This window comes from Solitalea lacus (genome assembly GCF_022014595.1).
GTDB classification, from domain to species: domain Bacteria; phylum Bacteroidota; class Bacteroidia; order Sphingobacteriales; family Sphingobacteriaceae; genus Solitalea; species Solitalea lacus.
Map to the genome: position 1 here is coordinate 3,267,744 of NZ_CP091740.1, position 15,466 is coordinate 3,283,209.

The following is a 15,466-nucleotide window of genomic DNA, read 5'->3' on the forward strand; positions in this document are numbered from 1 at the left end:
CATTTGCTGTATGGCAAATAAGCTGACCACCCTAACTTATCGTGAGGCCATTAAACAAGCAATCCGCGAAGCCTTGTTAAGCGATTTTTGTTTTGTAAGGAATACGGAACAGTTCCATCATAAAGATGAACATCAGGACAACTCTTTTTTTATCAGTTCATAAAATTCTGAGAATGAAGAAAGGTTGTTATGTTTCCCATCTTTAATAATGACATACTTGTCATCTTTCTTTAACGATTTCTTTAATTCTCTGGAGCTTCTTACAGGGGTAATTTTATCATTAGCGCCAACAATAACAATGATAGGATATGGCACACTTTTAAGGTATTCCTTGTTCTTAAAAGGAAATCGGAACACAAACAATTTAGGAAGAAATGGATAATATGAATGAAATAAGTCTGATATAGATGAAAAAGGAGTTTCCAGTATGAGTTTCCGGGCGTAAACTTCAGAAGCCAGATAAGAAGCCAATCCACTACCTATACTTCTGCCGTAAATAATGATTTCTTGTGATGAATAATGCTGTTTGGCAAACATGAAGACAGCTTCTGCATCTTTAAAAAAAAACTTTTCGTTGATCCTGCCTTTGCTTTTACCGTAACCGCGGTAATCCATCATAATCAGATCAAGTCCCAGTTTGTGAAATTCCTGATCATATATATGTCCCCAACGTAACAGATTGCCAACGTTTCCATGGAAATAAAGGATAACACCTTTTTTTGATTTTTCATTATTGGCTTTAAACCACAAACAGTTGATCTTGCCATTTCCTGGAGTGATGAGATTTATCTCTTCAAAATGGACTTGAAAATGAAAGGGATGATCATCAGACATCTTTCGGGGCCGGAATAATATATGATACTGAAAAGTATATGTTAGAATGTTTCCAAACACTAGTGCAACTGCCAGACCAATTATTATCCAGATTATTGTCATCATAACAGCAGTTTTAGGATTTCATTCAGCTGTAGATGATACTCATCAAATAATGGCAGGTTGTTATGTTTTCCCCCGTTGATGGTTAGGAGTTTTATTTTTTCAGGGAACTCTGATTTCAATTGTTTGCTGAACTTGTATGGTATAATTCTATCGCGGTTACCATGAAAAATAATTATGGGGCAGGATACATCTTTTATATATTCATTGAGAGGTACATTGAATTTCAATATCATTTTTAAGGGTAGGATCCAGCTGTAATATTTGGCCAGTTTCTTTAAGCTATAAAAGGGTGAATCCAATATTAATAAACGCGGGTTATTCAATGAAGCAATCCTGGTGGCAAAGCCACTACCCAACGATCTTCCGTAAATGATGATCCTGTCTTCCGGGTATAGTTCTTTTACTTTTTCATATACAGCTTCGGTATTATGAAATATTTCTGTTTCGGTCGGATGTCCTGTACTTTTCCCGAACCCTGGGTAGTCAAAAATAAAAAAATCATAACCTGAATTAAGGAAATCAGTTCTGAACTTGCTCCAACCTTTGATGGAACGGGTATTACCTTTGAAGTAAAGAACCACGCCCTTAGAATTTCTTCCTTTGAATAGCAAAGCATCAATATAACTACCATTTGGCACCCGTATCTCAAACTCTTCGAACTTTTCAGGATAAACAAATCGAAAGTTTTTAGGCAACCTCTCAGGGTGATAGAAGAAATAATTCTGAAAGAAATAGAGAAGAATTGCTGTCACTAGATAAATACCGATTATCCAAAATATCCAGGTAATAAAAATCATTTCAAACCTCTGAGTATATCAATACTTTGAATTCTGCTATTATGTCAATTATCCAATCTTAAACTCATTGTTAGTTGGAATGATGCCCAACGTTCCTGAGTTTTCCGATCGGCGCAAAGAAACCACACTCAATAGCCAACCCGTGACTAAAATAAGTGGATTTGCTGGAAGAACCAAGTTGCACGTCATCCGTGCTTGCCAAGCGAATATTAGCTGAAATTCACTTGAACGGCAAGCTCTTTAGTATCCATCTTAACACTTTCATCGTAAAGCTTGCTGTTAGTTTTATGCAAATATTCGCGCATCAACGAAAAACTCAGCGCATCTACCCCGGCATGCGTGTTTACCCTGTCGTCAAAGGGGATGTTAGTGGTAAGCTGTATAAGTTCTAATTCTTTGCTTTGTTCATAATTTCGGTTCCTAAATGCCCACGTGCCTTATCCCCGGACTAGGATTTTCATGAATAAGGCAAAGAAATGTAGCATCATATCGCTTTTTTTCCTATATTAATCATCAGATTGTCAGATTGTTATAAGTAAATACATTATTTAATTAAACAATTACTATTTACCTATGAAAACAATACAAAAATTGTTGAGTAGGGCTCGGCTCAATTCCAATTCGCGAAGCTTCCTGCTTTTGAAAATCAGTTCGGAAAATACGAAACGACTATTTATCTGCTCGGCAGACCAGGTTTGGAATCAAAAATTACTTCAAGACACCCTTTAGAAATAAAAACATGAGTAACACAAAATTAATAACGCCAATTCTGTTTTGGTTGTGCATAGGTAGTCTCAATGCGCAGACCCGCACAGAAAAAGACCTTTTGGGTGAGAAGCAAATTCCTGCAAACGCCTATTACGGAATTCAAACTGCACGTGCTCTAGAGAATTTTCAGGTGAGTAGCCTCACAACAAAGACTTACCCCGACTATGTGAAGGCCTTTGCTATAGTAAAACTGGCGGCAGCCAGGGCTAATGCTGAGGTAGGGAGAATGAAGAAAGAAAGACTTGATGCTATCGAGAAGGCATGTAAAGCGGTAATGGATGGAAAATATCACGATCAGTTTCTGGTTGACTTATACCAAGGGGGCGCAGGCACATCAGCTAATATGAACGCTAATGAAGTGCTCGCCAATATTGCCTTAGAACTAAGCGGGCATAAAAAAGGCGAATATCAATTCATTGAGCCTCATGACGACCTGAACATGGGTCAATCCACCAACGACGTTTATCCAACCGCTATTAAAGTGGCGTTATTGCTGCATAATGACAAGTTGATTAAGGAAGCCCAAGCTCTTTCGCAATCCTTCCATCAAAAAGGAGATGAATTCAAAGCCCTGCTGAAAATGGGACGCACAGAAGGACAAGATGCTGTACCGATGACTATAGGTCAGGAGTTTCATGCTTTTGGAAACCAGCTTGATGCAGAAATAACTGCCATGCGTAGATCAGAAACATTTTTGTGCGAACAAAATATGGGGGCAACTGCTATTGGCACTGGTATAACGGCATCGCCCGGGTATGCCGAAAAGGTGGCGGCGCATCTTGCCAAAATCACCGGCAAGCCCATTGTGATGAGCAAAGACCTGATCGCCGCAACAAGCAGTCAGCAAGGATTTGTGATTTATTCATCTGCACTAAAAAGTTTCGCGATAGCCTTATCAAAAATCAGTAGTGACTTAATCTTCCTTGCCTCCGGCCCACGCACCGGCATTTTTGAAATCAACCTTCCACCTTTGCAACCCGGATCATCAATTATGCCTGGTAAAGTGAATCCGGTAATGCCTGAATTGATGAATGAAATATGTTTCAAAGTAATTAGCAATGACCTTGCAGTAACAATGGCTGCTCATTCAGGCTTACTGCAATTAAATGCGTATGAACCTCTGGAGGCGATTGCCATAATGGAGTCGCAGGGTTTACTCTTCAAGTCAATGCCATTGTTCAGGAAGAATTGCATCGATGGTATCACTGCAAATAAAGAAGTGTTGGAGCGTTATATTGAACGCAGTGTTGGTATCGTTACCGCCCTGAATCCTGTATTAGGATATGAAAAAACAACTGAGCTTGCAAAAGAAGCACTCCAATCAAACAAGGGAATTCTGGAATTGATTCGTGAAAAGAAATTACTGACAGAGGATCAGATTAAAAAACTACTCGACCCGGCTGTAATGACTGGTCAAGAGCCATAAATACTTGAAATTAAACCTATAAAATCAATAATCAGTCTAATATCTTATATAAGCAAGCATTTTAAAAGTGTCAGAAATTAGACTGAGTATAATTGCTACGGCTGCAAATTTAAAAATGATTTGGTGGCCTAAACAGATTTTTTCTGTTTGGACTGTTTGTGCCTCTGTTGACGATTTTGTAGGTTCTTTATATCTCTTGAATATTGACAAAACCAGTATTGAAAGCGATTACTAACCTTACTGGAAAATATAAAACACTTGAATAGAAATACAATGGAAGATTCAGGCTATTCAATATTGCGTAACCCAGGCACCAATAAGGGAACAGCATTTACATTAGAAGAAAGAAAAAAGTATGGCTTGGAAGGATTGTTGCCGGACCAAATTGAAACCATGGAAACACAAATCCTCAGAGTGAATGAGCAATTGGATAGTTTTGAAACTCCAATTAATAAATACATTTATCTCACCGCCCTTCTTGATACCAATGAAACATTATTCTTTAAGACCGTCATAAGTAATCCTGCAAAGTTTTTACCGCTGGTATATACCCCTACTGTTGGGGAGGCTTGTCAGCGTTTGGGCCATATTACCAGGCGGCCAAGAGGATTGTTTATATCCATCGAACAAAAAGATAACATCGAGACAATACTTAGAAACTGGCCCGTCAAAGATGTTCGGTTTACAGTTGTTTCTGACGGTGGCCGAATATTGGGGTTAGGCGATCTAGGAATTTGTGGAATGGGAATTCCCATTGGCAAATTGGTTTTATATACAAGTTGTGCCGGTGTTCCTCCTGAATATACTCTTCCTATTATATTGGATGTGGGAACAAATAATGAAACATTTTTAAATGACCCTCTTTATCCAGGTCTAAAAAGAAAAAGAATAGGCGGACAAGAATTTGATGAATTTATTGAAACATTTGTAGTGGCAATTAATAAAGTTTTCCCCAAAATTTGTATTCAATGGGAAGACTTTGCGGGTAAAGATGCGATCCGCATTCTGGATAGGTATCATGACAAAGTTTGTACTTTTAATGATGATATGCAAGGCACCGCAGCCATCGCTACTGCCGGCATTATTACAGCAAGCCGGTTTTCAGGCACTCCTTTCAATACACAGAAGATACTTTTTTTGGGAGCAGGCGCAGCAGCATTTGGCATTGCTGATATGCTTGTTTACAAGTTTCAAAAAGACGGTCTTGATAGGAAAGAAGCATTGAAGCATGTTTGGATGTTTGATGTAAATGGATTGCTTGTCAAATCAAGAAATGATCTTGCCGATTATCAAAAGCCTTTTGCACATGAAAGCGAACCATCTGATGATTTTGCAAAATCTATACTTAAAATAAAACCCACTGCTATAATCGGGGTCAGTACTGTCGGAGGAGCTTTTAATCAACAGGTTATTGAAAACATGTGTGCAGTTAACTTAAGACCTCTTATTTTTCCTTACTCAAATCCAACATCACATTCAGAATGTACAGCAGAACAAGCATACACCTGGAGTAAAGGCAAGGCGATCTTCGCCAGCGGCAGTCCATTTGCACCAGTAACCATTGAGGGCCAAACATTCACATCGGGTCAAGGGAACAATGTCTATATTTTTCCAGCTATAGGTTTGGCCATATTTGCAACCGAAGCAAATAGAGTTACCAATGAAATATTTGTAACTGCAGCAGAAGCAGTGGCCGAACAAGTCACTGAAGAAAATTTCGCAAAAGGTTTAATCTACCCTCTTATAGATAATATTCAGGAAGTGTCCTATAATGTAGCTGTAAAAGTTGCAGAAAAAATATTTGAAAGCGGTTTAGCCGGTATAAAAAAGCCGACTGATATAAGGACATTTATTAAAAACAAAATGTATGAACCAAAATATCGTTAATTGACCGGCACAATGTGAAGAGCCACCAATCCCATTTGAATGAGGAATTTGCACTGGATACCCGAGTTATACGTCCTTAATAGCGATAAAGGTTTTCTTGCAAATCAAACAAAGTCTTAACTATGTAAAGAAGAGAACTTTTTAAAAATATAGGACTAGCTACGGGAGCTGTGGCTTTGGGTGGTTTTTCATCAATAACAGCTCAAACGGTGCCAGTAGATCGCAGGCTAAAAGGTTAATGCGCATTGCTCATATAACTGACTTGCATATGCGGCCTGAACACGATGCTCCTGCCCAATTTCGTAAATATTTGGCTGAAATAAAGAAAAGGCGCATTGGACAGTGCAATTAAGATGGATAATATTAATAGTGGCCCTATTAATAATTACATGGGAGCACAATGGAATATGCACCTATCTACCATTATTGATAAAAAATTAAAAAAATCGCTCGCTCATACCGACAATCAATTATATGGCACTTATAACTTACCTGAGGCAATTGCCAGGGTGTCTGATATGACTTTGGTGAAATACAAAGCCGCTATGACAACCGCAATCAAAATGCGGATGGTTTTTCTTTTTCATATCAGTTTATATTAGTTGAGTAAAATTCGGAAGTTAATACTGTCCGTACAGTTACTTTTGTTACAGCTCAAAGAACAATTTGAAAAATTGTCAGTTAAAAACTGATTTTATGGAAACCTGTAGTAATCATATAAGATAAGCCCTTGTGAGAATACTTCTCACTCAAAACCATTATAGCCCGTTTGACTGCGTAAGTATAATTTTGTTTCTGCCAAGTTGAACCACGCCGCTTTCTTCCAACTGTTTCAATAACCGAGAAACGACAACACGAGCCGTTCCGAGTTCGTTGGCTAATTGTTCATGGGTAATTTGGATGGTATTGGATTGGGTGAGGTTTGCCTTCTTTTTAAGCAAAGCCAATAAGCGTTCATCTACTTTTTTAAACGCAATGGCATTGACAATTTCTAATAGTTCTTCAAAGCGTTTGTGATACAAACGAAAAATATAATCCAACCATTGCGGATATTCCTTTATGAATAATGAAACTTTGTCAACGGGTAAAAAAAGGATTTCGGCATCTTCTTCTACCTGGGCTTTTACTTTGCTAGTTTCATGATGCAATCCGCCCAGGAAGGACATAATGCAACTTTCGCCTGCTTTGATATAATAAAGTAAAATTTCCCTGCCATCTTCTTCCGTTCTGATCACTTTAATGGTTCCATTAATAACTATAGGAATGGATCGGATATTAGCGTTTTCATTTAGGATGGTGCTTCCAGCTTTGTAGTTTTTTTGTGTGCCGTATTCATACAGTTTCTCAACCAGTTCTGGCGATGACTTAAATTCAGTGATTTGTTCAAGAGTTTCCATTTTTCAATGTTAAAATTAGCATTGGGGGGGAATTGATGTCTGTACGGATGCCTAACTTTTTACAAATTGGTGCATCGGCATTCTTAACAAAGTTCTTTAGCGAAAGTACTAAACCATTTAATGTATGACAAAAAAAGTCTTTCGACTGCGCATCCTTCGACTACGAGCATTTTAAATCATCATCATCGATAAATATTCCTGAAAAAAAATTCCTTGTGTAACTAAAATAGCAGAACAGGAAAAATAATCAAGCGAATTTTGCATCATCAAAATCAGACAAGAGTTTATAAGTCAAACAATTACCATAACAATGAAAGTAGAACAAATTTATACAGGATGTTTAGCACAGGGTGCATATTACATTACTTCAAATGGTGAAGCTGCCGTTATTGATCCATTGCGCGAGACACGGCCCTACCTGGAAAGGTTGGAAAAAGATGGTGTAAAACTCAAATACATTTTTGAAACTCACTTTCACGCGGACTTTGTGAGTGGTCACCTTGGTTTAAGCAAAAAAACCGGTGCGCCTGTCGTTTACGGGCCCAATGCAAATCCTGAATTTGAAGCCATTGTGGCTCAGGATAACCAGGTTTTTGAGCTGGGTAATGTAAAAATCAAGGTGCTGCACACCCCCGGTCATACCATGGAAAGCTCATGCTTTTTATTGATTGACGAAAATGGAAAAGAAACTGCCATATTTAGTGGTGACACCCTTTTCCTGGGGGATGTAGGTCGTCCTGATTTGGCTCAAAAAGCAGCGCACCTCAGCCAGGAAGAATTGGCCGGATTGCTTTATGAAAGTCTGTACAACAAAATTTTGCCTTTGCCGGATGATATAACGGTGTATCCTGCACATGGAGCCGGTTCAGCCTGCGGAAAAAACATGATGAAAGAAACAGTGGATTCGTTGGGTAATCAAAAGAAAATGAATTATGCCTTAAATCAGTCCAGTAAAGAAGCTTTTGTTAAAGCCGTTACCGATGGTTTGTTCCCGCCACCGGCCTATTTCGGAATGAACGTGGCCATGAACAAAAAGGGGTACGACAGCTTTGATGAAGTATTGAGCCACGGAATGAAAGCCCTTTCGATTTCAGAATTTCAAGCAGCTGCCGAAGCATCCGGAGCGTTGATTTTGGACACCAGAAGCAACATCGATTTTGTCAAAGGTTTTATTCCCCAATCGATCAATATCGGACTAAACGGTGATTTTGCCCCTTGGGTAGGTGCCATGATAGTGGATGTAAAGCAGCCCATTTTATTAGTGACAGATAATGGAAAAGAAGAAGAAGCGGTAACCAGGTTGAGCCGCGTAGGTTTTGACAATGTACTGGGGCATTTGGAAGGCGGATTTGAAACCTGGAAAGAAGGGGGCGAGAAAATCGATATAGTAGACCGCATTACAGCAGAACAGTTTGCAAGGGAAGTAAAAATTGGCGAAGGCAAAATCATAGACGTTCGCAAAGAAAGCGAATACGCAGCAGAACACGTTGAAGAAGCCTACAGCAAACCGCTGGCCTATATCAACGATTGGATTAAGGATATCGACGCCCGGGAACATTTTTATCTGCATTGTGCCGGCGGATACCGCAGCATGATAGCAGCAAGTATATTACAGTCAAGAGGCTACAGAAACTTCACTGAAGTAGAGGGCGGTTTCGGAGCCATTGCAAAAACCTCTGTTCCTAAAACGGATTATGTATGCCAAAGCAAAGTGTTAAACTAATTTTCATCATTAAATCAACAGTAAAAGCAATGTTTGGATTATTCAAAAATATGTTCGCCCAAGACAACAGTCAATTAAGCGAAGCCCTTAAAAGAGGTGCGTTTTTAGTAGATGTACGCACGCCTGCCGAGTTTGCATCAGGCAGCGTTAAAGGAGCGGTAAATATTCCGCTGGATCGGCTACCGAACCAATTGGCAAAATTCAAGGGCAAGGAAACTATCGTCGTGTTTTGCAGAAGTGGCAACAGAAGCAGTCAGGCAAAAAGCTTTTTAGAGCAAAATGGTTTTCAAAGTGTCATAAACGGTGGCACATGGGAAAATATAAAAGGATTAATTAACGAAAAGAGATAAAACAAATTCATGGATTTTTTATTACAGCCCTGGCCTTGGTATGTGGCCGGCCCGTTAATCGGATTAACCGTTCCCGCACTTTTAATCATGGGGAATAAATCATTCGGCATCAGTTCATCTTTGCGCCACATTTGTGCATCCTGTATGCCGGCAAACATTCCGTTTTTCAAATACGAATGGAAAAAAGAAATATGGAACCTGTTTTTCGTGTTCGGAATATTTTTAGGCGGGGTAATAGCCATTAACTTATTGGCAAACCCCAACCCAATTGAAGTCAATCCTAAATTGGCGGCAGAGCTGGCAACATACGGTATTACCAATTACAATAGCTTAATTCCCGAAGACCTAATGAATTGGCAGTCATTGTTTAGTCTTAGGGGCCTAATGGTGATGATCGGAGGGGGCTTTTTGGTAGGCTTTGGAACCCGTTACGCAGGCGGCTGTACAAGCGGGCATGCCATTATGGGATTATCCAATTTACAATTACCGTCATTGATCGCCACGATGAGTTTTATGATTGGTGGGTTTATTATGGCCAACTTGATTTTGCCTTTTATTCTTTCACTTTAAACAAAAAATAAATGCAACAAAATACACATACAGATTTTGAGGTTCGTTCCTTAGACGCCATGTGTGTAAACGAAAGTCGTTTACAGCACAAATGGTATTACAACATAAAATACCTGGTTTTGGGGGTATTGTTTGGTATCGTATTCATAAAGTCCGAAGTAGTAAGTTGGTTTCGCATACAGGAAATGTTCCGTATGCAGTCCTTTCACATGTACGGCATCATCGGAAGTGCCGTAGTGGTGGGAATGATTTCAGTTTGGCTGATCAAGAAATTCAACATCAAAACCATCCATGGCGAAGAGATCGTGTTTCACCCTAAAAAATTCAATAAAGGGCAAATTTACGGGGGATTGATTTTCGGTTTGGGTTGGGCCATAACAGGAGCTTGTCCGGGGCCAATATTTGCACAAATCGGTACAGGGGCCACAGTTATCGGCATTACGCTTTTGAGTGCCATTGCAGGGACATGGGTTTATGGTTTTTTGAGAGATAAATTGCCTCACTAAGCAGAACTTATGAGAAAGTTTACGGCATTGCTCACAACAGCAATATTGATTTTTATTGCTCAAACACTACGTGCTCAAGAACATTACAATGCCTGGCTGAGAGGCACTTTGAGTATTCCTGTTGGTACAAAATTTAAAACGGATGCAGAATTTCAGCACCGACGACAAAACGGTTTTGAATACCGCAACATGTTTGATGAAAACCTGATGTTCTCATTCAGAAATTGGATTCATTACCAACACAACAAGGATATAAAGTTTTCCATTTCGCCTTTTGCTTATTTTTCGAATTACAAAATCATCCAAAAACAGGCAGATGAAATGGCTGATCCCGGCAAAGAAATCAGATTTTCAGTGGCCATGGAGTTGCAGCACGAGATTTTTAATAAATTCTATGTTGTGGATCGCTCAGCTGCAGAATATCGCATGTTCAACAGTTTGCAGCCTGACATAACACGATTGAGAAATCGTCTGAGTTTTCGTTATGACTTTACGGAACAAATGAAACTATCTTTGTTTGACGAACTTTTATTTAATGTGTCAGGAACAACTGTTCAACACTTTTTAGATCATGACCGCTTGGGGCTAAATCTTGAATACAAAGTTTTACCCAACCTTAAGTTTGACGTCGGATACATTCATGTTACCCGATTTCCAATTACGAGCAGTCAAAAGCTGAAGGAGAATAATATCATGCTTAATTTGACTTATCAGTTAAAAATTAAATCGTAACTAGACACATTAGTTGCTTCAAATAATAATGATGGCAGAAACGATCAAGCTTGGACTTAAAGAAAACTGGAAGCAGTTTACCATTTTGGTAATTGTAAATGCTTTTGTTGGTGGTATGATAGGAATGGAGAGAACCATCTTTCCTCAATTTGCTGAATTGAAATTTGGCATGGCCTCAAAAACAGCCATTCTTTCATTTATTACCGCATTTGGCTTTACAAAAGCCATTGCAAACTATTACACGGGTAAGCTTGCCAACAAGTTTGGTCGCAAAAATTTATTGTTAATTGGTTGGTTAATGGCAATCCCAATTCCGTTTATGCTGATCTATGCACAAAGCTGGTATTGGGTCATTTTGGCCAATGTGCTGTTAGGCATCAGCCAGGGGGTAACCTGGAGCAGCACAGTGGTAATGAAAATTGACCTGGTTGGCGAAAAGGACCGCGGATTTGCCATGGGATTAAATGAATTCGCGGGTTACTTTTCAGTTGGATTAATTGCCTTTTTAACAGGATACGTAGCTAACAAATATGGCATTACCCCATATCCGTTTTATATAGGTGTTTTTATTTCTATTACCGGTTTTTTGCTGACTTTATTCTGGGTAAAAGATACCAGACTATTTGTGCATAAAGAAAGTGCAACCGACAATACAGCCCAGTTAGAAAATGTCTTTTGGGAAACCACCTTTAAAAACAAAACATTAAGTAGTGTTACACAAGCAGGCTTAATTAACAATTTGAATGACGGAATGATTTGGGGTTTGCTTCCCATGGTTCTTCTTTCGCTTAACTACAACAATCAAAATATGGGAATAATTACAGCCATTTATCCAACCGTATGGGGAATTGGACAACTCTTTACTGGTAAAATGGCGGATCATTATTCAAAAAAGGCAATGCTGTTTTGGGGCATGTTAGTACAGGGTTTGGCCATTTTGCTGATTCCATTTAGTACCGGTATTTTAATTCTGGCTTCACTTTCAGCTTTACTTGGTTTGGGCACGGCTTTGGTTTATCCCACATTTCTTTCCACCATTGCCCAAGCCTCAACTCCTCAACAAAGAGCCGAAAGTATTGGTACATTTCGATTATGGAGAGATTTGGGTTATGCCTTGGGCGCCATAATTTCAGGTATCACAGCCGACATGTTTGGTATAACTTACGCCATTTTATTCATTGGCGGTCTGACGATCGTTTCTTCACTCATCATTAAATACCGTATGCCCGGGCAAGCCAGGGCTGTATTAATGCGGACCTAATTCAAGTATTTCATGCCATAAAAAATTAATTTAACCAAATTGAAGCAGGTTTTAATGCACTGCTTTTTTACGAGTTATTTTAGGACAAAGTGGCAAAAAAGAAAACTTTGTTTGGTTTAAACAGATTCAAAAACAAATCGATAAATTAGGTTAACTGGACTTTGAAGCCCTTTAAAAGAATCTCTTTTTGCCATAGGCAGAACGTCAATTAAAAGCTATGAAAGTAATTATTGTAGGTGGAGTTGCCGGTGGAGCATCCTGCGCTGCACGTCTCAGACGGTTAGATGAAAAAGCCGAAATCATGATGGTGGAAAAAGGGCCCTATGTTTCGTATGCAAACTGCGGATTGCCCTATTACATTGGTGGTGTCATCGAGAAGGAATCAAGTTTATTGGTGGCAAGTGAACAAATGTTTCGTGAGCAGTTTAATATTGATGTGCGAACTAATTGCGAGGCCATTGAGATTTTACCAAAAGAAAAGGCGGTGAAGTTGCGCGATGTGAAAACCGGTGAAGTTATAATACACCAATACGATAAACTCGTACTTTCTCCCGGCGCGGTTTCTGTAAGACCTCCCCTTCCCGGAATTGACCTTCCGGGTATATTCCATGTGAGAACTGTGCCGGATGCACGCGCTATCAACGAATGGATTGAAAAAGGAAATCCTTTTCTGGCCGGCATGTATCGCTACTCCGGTTTCCAAACCATCCGGCCGAAGACGAAAGCTGTGATAGTAGGGGGTGGATTTATCGGGCTGGAAACTGCCGAAAATCTTGTACAAAAAGGTTTTGAAGTTACTGTGCTGGAAATGATTGACCAGGTGCTGCCTCCGATCGATAAAGAAAATGCGGATATCGTGGCGAGCCATCTCAGAGAGCATGGTATTATCCTGGCCTTTAAGGATGGTGTGGCGGGTTTTAAACAAGGAGAAAATGGCACCCTTATCGTAGAAACCCGATCGGGCAAAACCTACTCTGCTGATATCGTCATCCTGGCCCTGGGAGTGAAGCCTGATGCTACACTGGCTAAAATGGCCGGTCTGGAACTTGGACAACTCGGCGGTATTCGTGTAAACGATCAGATGATCACTAGCGATCCGGATATTTTGGCAGTTGGTGACGCCATTGAAGTGAAGGATTTTGTGACAGGCGAGTGGAGTGTTATCGCACTGGCAGGTCCGGCCAACCGGCAAGGCAGAATTGCTGCTGATGTGATTGCAGGTCATAAAGCATCCTTTAGAGGCACACAGGGCACTTCCATAGTAGGATTGTTTGGGGCTACGGTGGCATGGACAGGCGTGAGTGAGAAAACTCTGATTCGCTTAGGAAAAAAAGACTATGAGAAAATCTATCTCTATCCAAATTCACATGCAGGTTATTACCCGGGAGCCATGCCAATTGCCATGAAGGTAATCTTCCGTAAATCGGATGGAAAACTATTAGGGGCTCAGGCTTTAGGAAAAGACAATGTAGATAAACGCATCAGTACATTTGCTGCACTGCTTCAAATGGGTGCTACCGTATACGATCTGGAAGAATCGGAGCTTTGCTATGCACCTCAATTCGGAAGTGCCAAAGATCCAATAAACTTTGCGGGCATGGTGGCTGCGAATATACTGAGAGGTGACATGGAACTTATTCATTGGGAAAATGCAAAGGCCGGATTTATACTGGATGTGCGCCAACCTATTGAGCTTGCCGTGGAAAGTTATCCAGGAGCACTCAATATTCCGCTCAAAGAACTTCGTGACAGGCTCAATGAACTTCCAAAAGACAAAGTGATTAATGTGATATGCCGTTCTGGTCAGCGCGCCTACCTGGCAACCCGCCTGTTAACGCAAAACGGATTCAAAGCGAAGAACGTAGCAGGAGGTATGCTTTCGTACGCACATAATTATTTGTTTGATGAGAATTCCGAGAATTAAGAATGGTCTGAAACTCTATCCTGAAACACCTTAAAAATATGCTTATTTTAAGGTTGTTAATCTTATTTTGGATCGATTTGAGGTCAAACATCCTACTAACCTCAATTATTTATCTATTTTAAGGTACAGTCATTATTTTTCAATCGACCCGAACTGTTGGTAAATGCACTGTTCACCCAGCCCTTTACCCGTGTGAAGCACCTGACCGATCGCCAATATTATGCTGAAAATACAGCCAGAAAATATCTTAATGAACTGTCCGGTATGGGTATACTGGAAAAAAGGATGATATCGGGAAGTGCATATTATCTCAATCTTGAACTTTACCGTATACTGTCCGAATAGCATCTACATCAAATACTAGTAATAGCACAACATTAAATACTAGTAACAATACAACATCAAATACTAGTAACAACACAAAAATGGGCACTAATGTTGAATTAGAATTTGCATAAACTCAACTCAGAATTTAATATAGGAGGAAATCTCCAGTAAGGCAACTGATTTACCTCATGAGTCTCTTCAAGTCTTTGACCCAATAGTAATTCGTTCTTATCCTTTAATCCAACAGGTTAATTGGGTTTTATAAAAAGTCTCCTTTAATTGATATCCTGGAGGAATCTCATCGTGCGAACTATGAAAGGTTACCAGCCGTGTTCCTTTGGGTCTTTCGTCTAAAGCGTTATATAAAAAATTTGTATAGTAATCATACAAACTTTCGGAGTATGCAATACTATCGTCTATGCGATAATCTTCATGCACCTTGTTTTCATAAAACGAATTGTAGAAATAAAAATGGTCGTAATTATCAAGATCGAGATGTGTAAAGTTGCTATGGATAAAACTAACATTCTGTAGCCCAGAAAACTCTCTGGCAGCTTCCGCATGGTAAATAAGATCATAACGCTGCTCCACCCCGTAAAAATGATTATGGGAAAAATGATAGCCTCCTATTAGGCAAAACTTGCCAACACCTGAACCTATATCCAGTATCTTGGAACCAGGTATTTGGGTAAGAAAACCGGCAGCCTGAAACGCAGCGCTCATTGGTGTCCAGTGCCTTTCTGAAAGCTGCTGAATTCTGGGTGCATAAAGTTTGTCGAAATGTTTATCAGTAGTAAAATAATCGGTTTCTAATGCTATTTCACTCATACTACTTTTTATAAATAACTTTGAATTATGT

16 protein-coding genes are annotated in these 15,466 nt (G+C 39.6%); 12 read left to right on the forward strand and 4 right to left on the reverse strand.

Going from position 1 to position 15,466, the window contains the following annotated elements; all coding sequences use genetic code 11:
- Window positions 1-132 precede the first annotated feature (132 nt).
- Together L2B55_RS14195 and L2B55_RS14200 are read right to left on the reverse strand one after the other, a co-directional pair.
- Window positions 133-939 carry an alpha/beta hydrolase gene (locus tag L2B55_RS14195; protein WP_237846797.1) on the reverse strand — a complete coding sequence of 269 codons (807 nt, stop codon included), beginning with the start codon at window positions 937-939 and terminating at the stop codon, window positions 133-135.
- Window positions 936-1,691, reverse strand: coding sequence for an alpha/beta hydrolase (locus tag L2B55_RS14200; protein WP_237846799.1), 756 nt, complete (start codon window positions 1,689-1,691; stop codon window positions 936-938). The genes L2B55_RS14195 and L2B55_RS14200 overlap by 4 nt, the downstream gene beginning before the upstream one ends.
- Window positions 1,692-2,475: 784 nt before the next feature.
- Here L2B55_RS14200 and L2B55_RS14205 point away from each other — a divergent pair.
- From L2B55_RS14205 to L2B55_RS14220, 4 genes are all read left to right on the forward strand, one after another.
- A complete protein-coding gene (locus L2B55_RS14205; RefSeq protein ID WP_237846801.1) occupies window positions 2,476-3,930 on the forward strand; it encodes an aspartate ammonia-lyase in 1,455 nt (484 codons plus the stop codon).
- A gap of 67 nt (window positions 3,931-3,997) precedes the next feature.
- Window positions 3,998-4,165 carry a hypothetical protein gene (locus L2B55_RS14210; RefSeq protein WP_237846802.1) on the forward strand — a complete coding sequence of 56 codons (168 nt, stop codon included), beginning with the start codon at window positions 3,998-4,000 and terminating at the stop codon, window positions 4,163-4,165.
- A gap of 38 nt (window positions 4,166-4,203) precedes the next feature.
- Window positions 4,204-5,817 (forward strand): NAD-dependent malic enzyme, encoded by a 1,614-nt coding sequence (locus tag L2B55_RS14215; RefSeq protein WP_237850297.1) that lies wholly within the window; start codon window positions 4,204-4,206, stop codon window positions 5,815-5,817.
- Between the two features lie 353 nt (window positions 5,818-6,170).
- Window positions 6,171-6,419, forward strand: coding sequence for a hypothetical protein (locus L2B55_RS14220; RefSeq protein WP_237846803.1), 249 nt, complete (start codon window positions 6,171-6,173; stop codon window positions 6,417-6,419).
- A gap of 156 nt (window positions 6,420-6,575) precedes the next feature.
- Here the strand turns inward: L2B55_RS14220 and L2B55_RS14225 are convergent, their stop codons facing one another.
- The gene (locus tag L2B55_RS14225; protein ID WP_237846804.1) at window positions 6,576-7,214 is read right to left on the reverse strand and encodes a Crp/Fnr family transcriptional regulator; all 639 of its coding nucleotides are present in this window, start codon (window positions 7,212-7,214) and stop codon (window positions 6,576-6,578) included.
- 310 nt (window positions 7,215-7,524) lie between these two features.
- Between L2B55_RS14225 and L2B55_RS14230 the strand changes: the two genes are divergently transcribed.
- The 8 genes from L2B55_RS14230 (at window position 7,525) to L2B55_RS18995 (ending at window position 14,625) form a co-directional block, all read left to right on the forward strand.
- Window positions 7,525-8,937 carry an MBL fold metallo-hydrolase gene (locus L2B55_RS14230; RefSeq protein WP_237846805.1) on the forward strand — a complete coding sequence of 471 codons (1,413 nt, stop codon included), beginning with the start codon at window positions 7,525-7,527 and terminating at the stop codon, window positions 8,935-8,937.
- Window positions 8,913-9,287 (forward strand): rhodanese-like domain-containing protein, encoded by a 375-nt coding sequence (locus tag L2B55_RS14235; protein WP_237846806.1) that lies wholly within the window; start codon window positions 8,913-8,915, stop codon window positions 9,285-9,287. Before L2B55_RS14230 ends, L2B55_RS14235 begins: the two co-directional genes overlap by 25 nt.
- Window positions 9,288-9,296: 9 nt before the next feature.
- Complete coding sequence (locus L2B55_RS14240; RefSeq protein WP_237846808.1) at window positions 9,297-9,857, forward strand: YeeE/YedE family protein; 561 nt, start codon at window positions 9,297-9,299, stop codon at window positions 9,855-9,857.
- An 11-nt stretch (window positions 9,858-9,868) separates the two neighbouring features.
- On the forward strand, window positions 9,869-10,363 hold the full coding sequence (locus L2B55_RS14245) for a YeeE/YedE family protein (RefSeq protein ID WP_237846809.1): 495 nt from the start codon (window positions 9,869-9,871) through the stop codon (window positions 10,361-10,363).
- Window positions 10,364-10,372: 9 nt separating this feature from the next.
- Entirely contained in the window at window positions 10,373-11,095 is a 723-nt protein-coding gene (locus tag L2B55_RS14250) for a DUF2490 domain-containing protein (protein ID WP_237846810.1), read from the forward strand.
- Window positions 11,096-11,108: 13 nt separating this feature from the next.
- On the forward strand, window positions 11,109-12,356 hold the full coding sequence (locus L2B55_RS14255) for an MFS transporter (protein ID WP_237846811.1): 1,248 nt from the start codon (window positions 11,109-11,111) through the stop codon (window positions 12,354-12,356).
- 217 nt (window positions 12,357-12,573) lie between these two features.
- Window positions 12,574-14,280 carry an FAD-dependent oxidoreductase gene (locus L2B55_RS14260; RefSeq protein ID WP_237846812.1) on the forward strand — a complete coding sequence of 569 codons (1,707 nt, stop codon included), beginning with the start codon at window positions 12,574-12,576 and terminating at the stop codon, window positions 14,278-14,280.
- A 156-nt stretch (window positions 14,281-14,436) separates the two neighbouring features.
- A complete protein-coding gene (locus L2B55_RS18995; protein ID WP_338092184.1) occupies window positions 14,437-14,625 on the forward strand; it encodes a hypothetical protein in 189 nt (62 codons plus the stop codon).
- Window positions 14,626-14,835: 210 nt separating this feature from the next.
- Here the strand turns inward: L2B55_RS18995 and L2B55_RS14265 are convergent, their stop codons facing one another.
- Window positions 14,836-15,435, reverse strand: coding sequence for a methyltransferase domain-containing protein (locus L2B55_RS14265; RefSeq protein WP_237846813.1), 600 nt, complete (start codon window positions 15,433-15,435; stop codon window positions 14,836-14,838).
- Between the last annotated feature and the right edge of the window lie 31 nt (window positions 15,436-15,466).

Coding starts and splice junctions, on each gene's coding strand:
- L2B55_RS14220 (WP_237846803.1), top strand. CDS start 6,171: ATGGATAATATTAATAGTGGCCCTATTAATAATTACATGGGAGCACAA.
- L2B55_RS14195 (WP_237846797.1), bottom strand. CDS start 939: ATGATGACAATAATCTGGATAATAATTGGTCTGGCAGTTGCACTAGTG.
- L2B55_RS14225 (WP_237846804.1), bottom strand. CDS start 7,214: ATGGAAACTCTTGAACAAATCACTGAATTTAAGTCATCGCCAGAACTG.
- L2B55_RS14250 (WP_237846810.1), top strand. CDS start 10,373: ATGAGAAAGTTTACGGCATTGCTCACAACAGCAATATTGATTTTTATT.
- L2B55_RS14205 (WP_237846801.1), top strand. CDS start 2,476: ATGAGTAACACAAAATTAATAACGCCAATTCTGTTTTGGTTGTGCATA.
- L2B55_RS14265 (WP_237846813.1), bottom strand. CDS start 15,435: ATGAGTGAAATAGCATTAGAAACCGATTATTTTACTACTGATAAACAT.
- L2B55_RS14230 (WP_237846805.1), top strand. CDS start 7,525: ATGAAAGTAGAACAAATTTATACAGGATGTTTAGCACAGGGTGCATAT.
- L2B55_RS14260 (WP_237846812.1), top strand. CDS start 12,574: ATGAAAGTAATTATTGTAGGTGGAGTTGCCGGTGGAGCATCCTGCGCT.
- L2B55_RS14235 (WP_237846806.1), top strand. CDS start 8,913: ATGCCAAAGCAAAGTGTTAAACTAATTTTCATCATTAAATCAACAGTA.
- L2B55_RS14240 (WP_237846808.1), top strand. CDS start 9,297: ATGGATTTTTTATTACAGCCCTGGCCTTGGTATGTGGCCGGCCCGTTA.
- L2B55_RS14245 (WP_237846809.1), top strand. CDS start 9,869: ATGCAACAAAATACACATACAGATTTTGAGGTTCGTTCCTTAGACGCC.
- L2B55_RS14215 (WP_237850297.1), top strand. CDS start 4,204: ATGGAAGATTCAGGCTATTCAATATTGCGTAACCCAGGCACCAATAAG.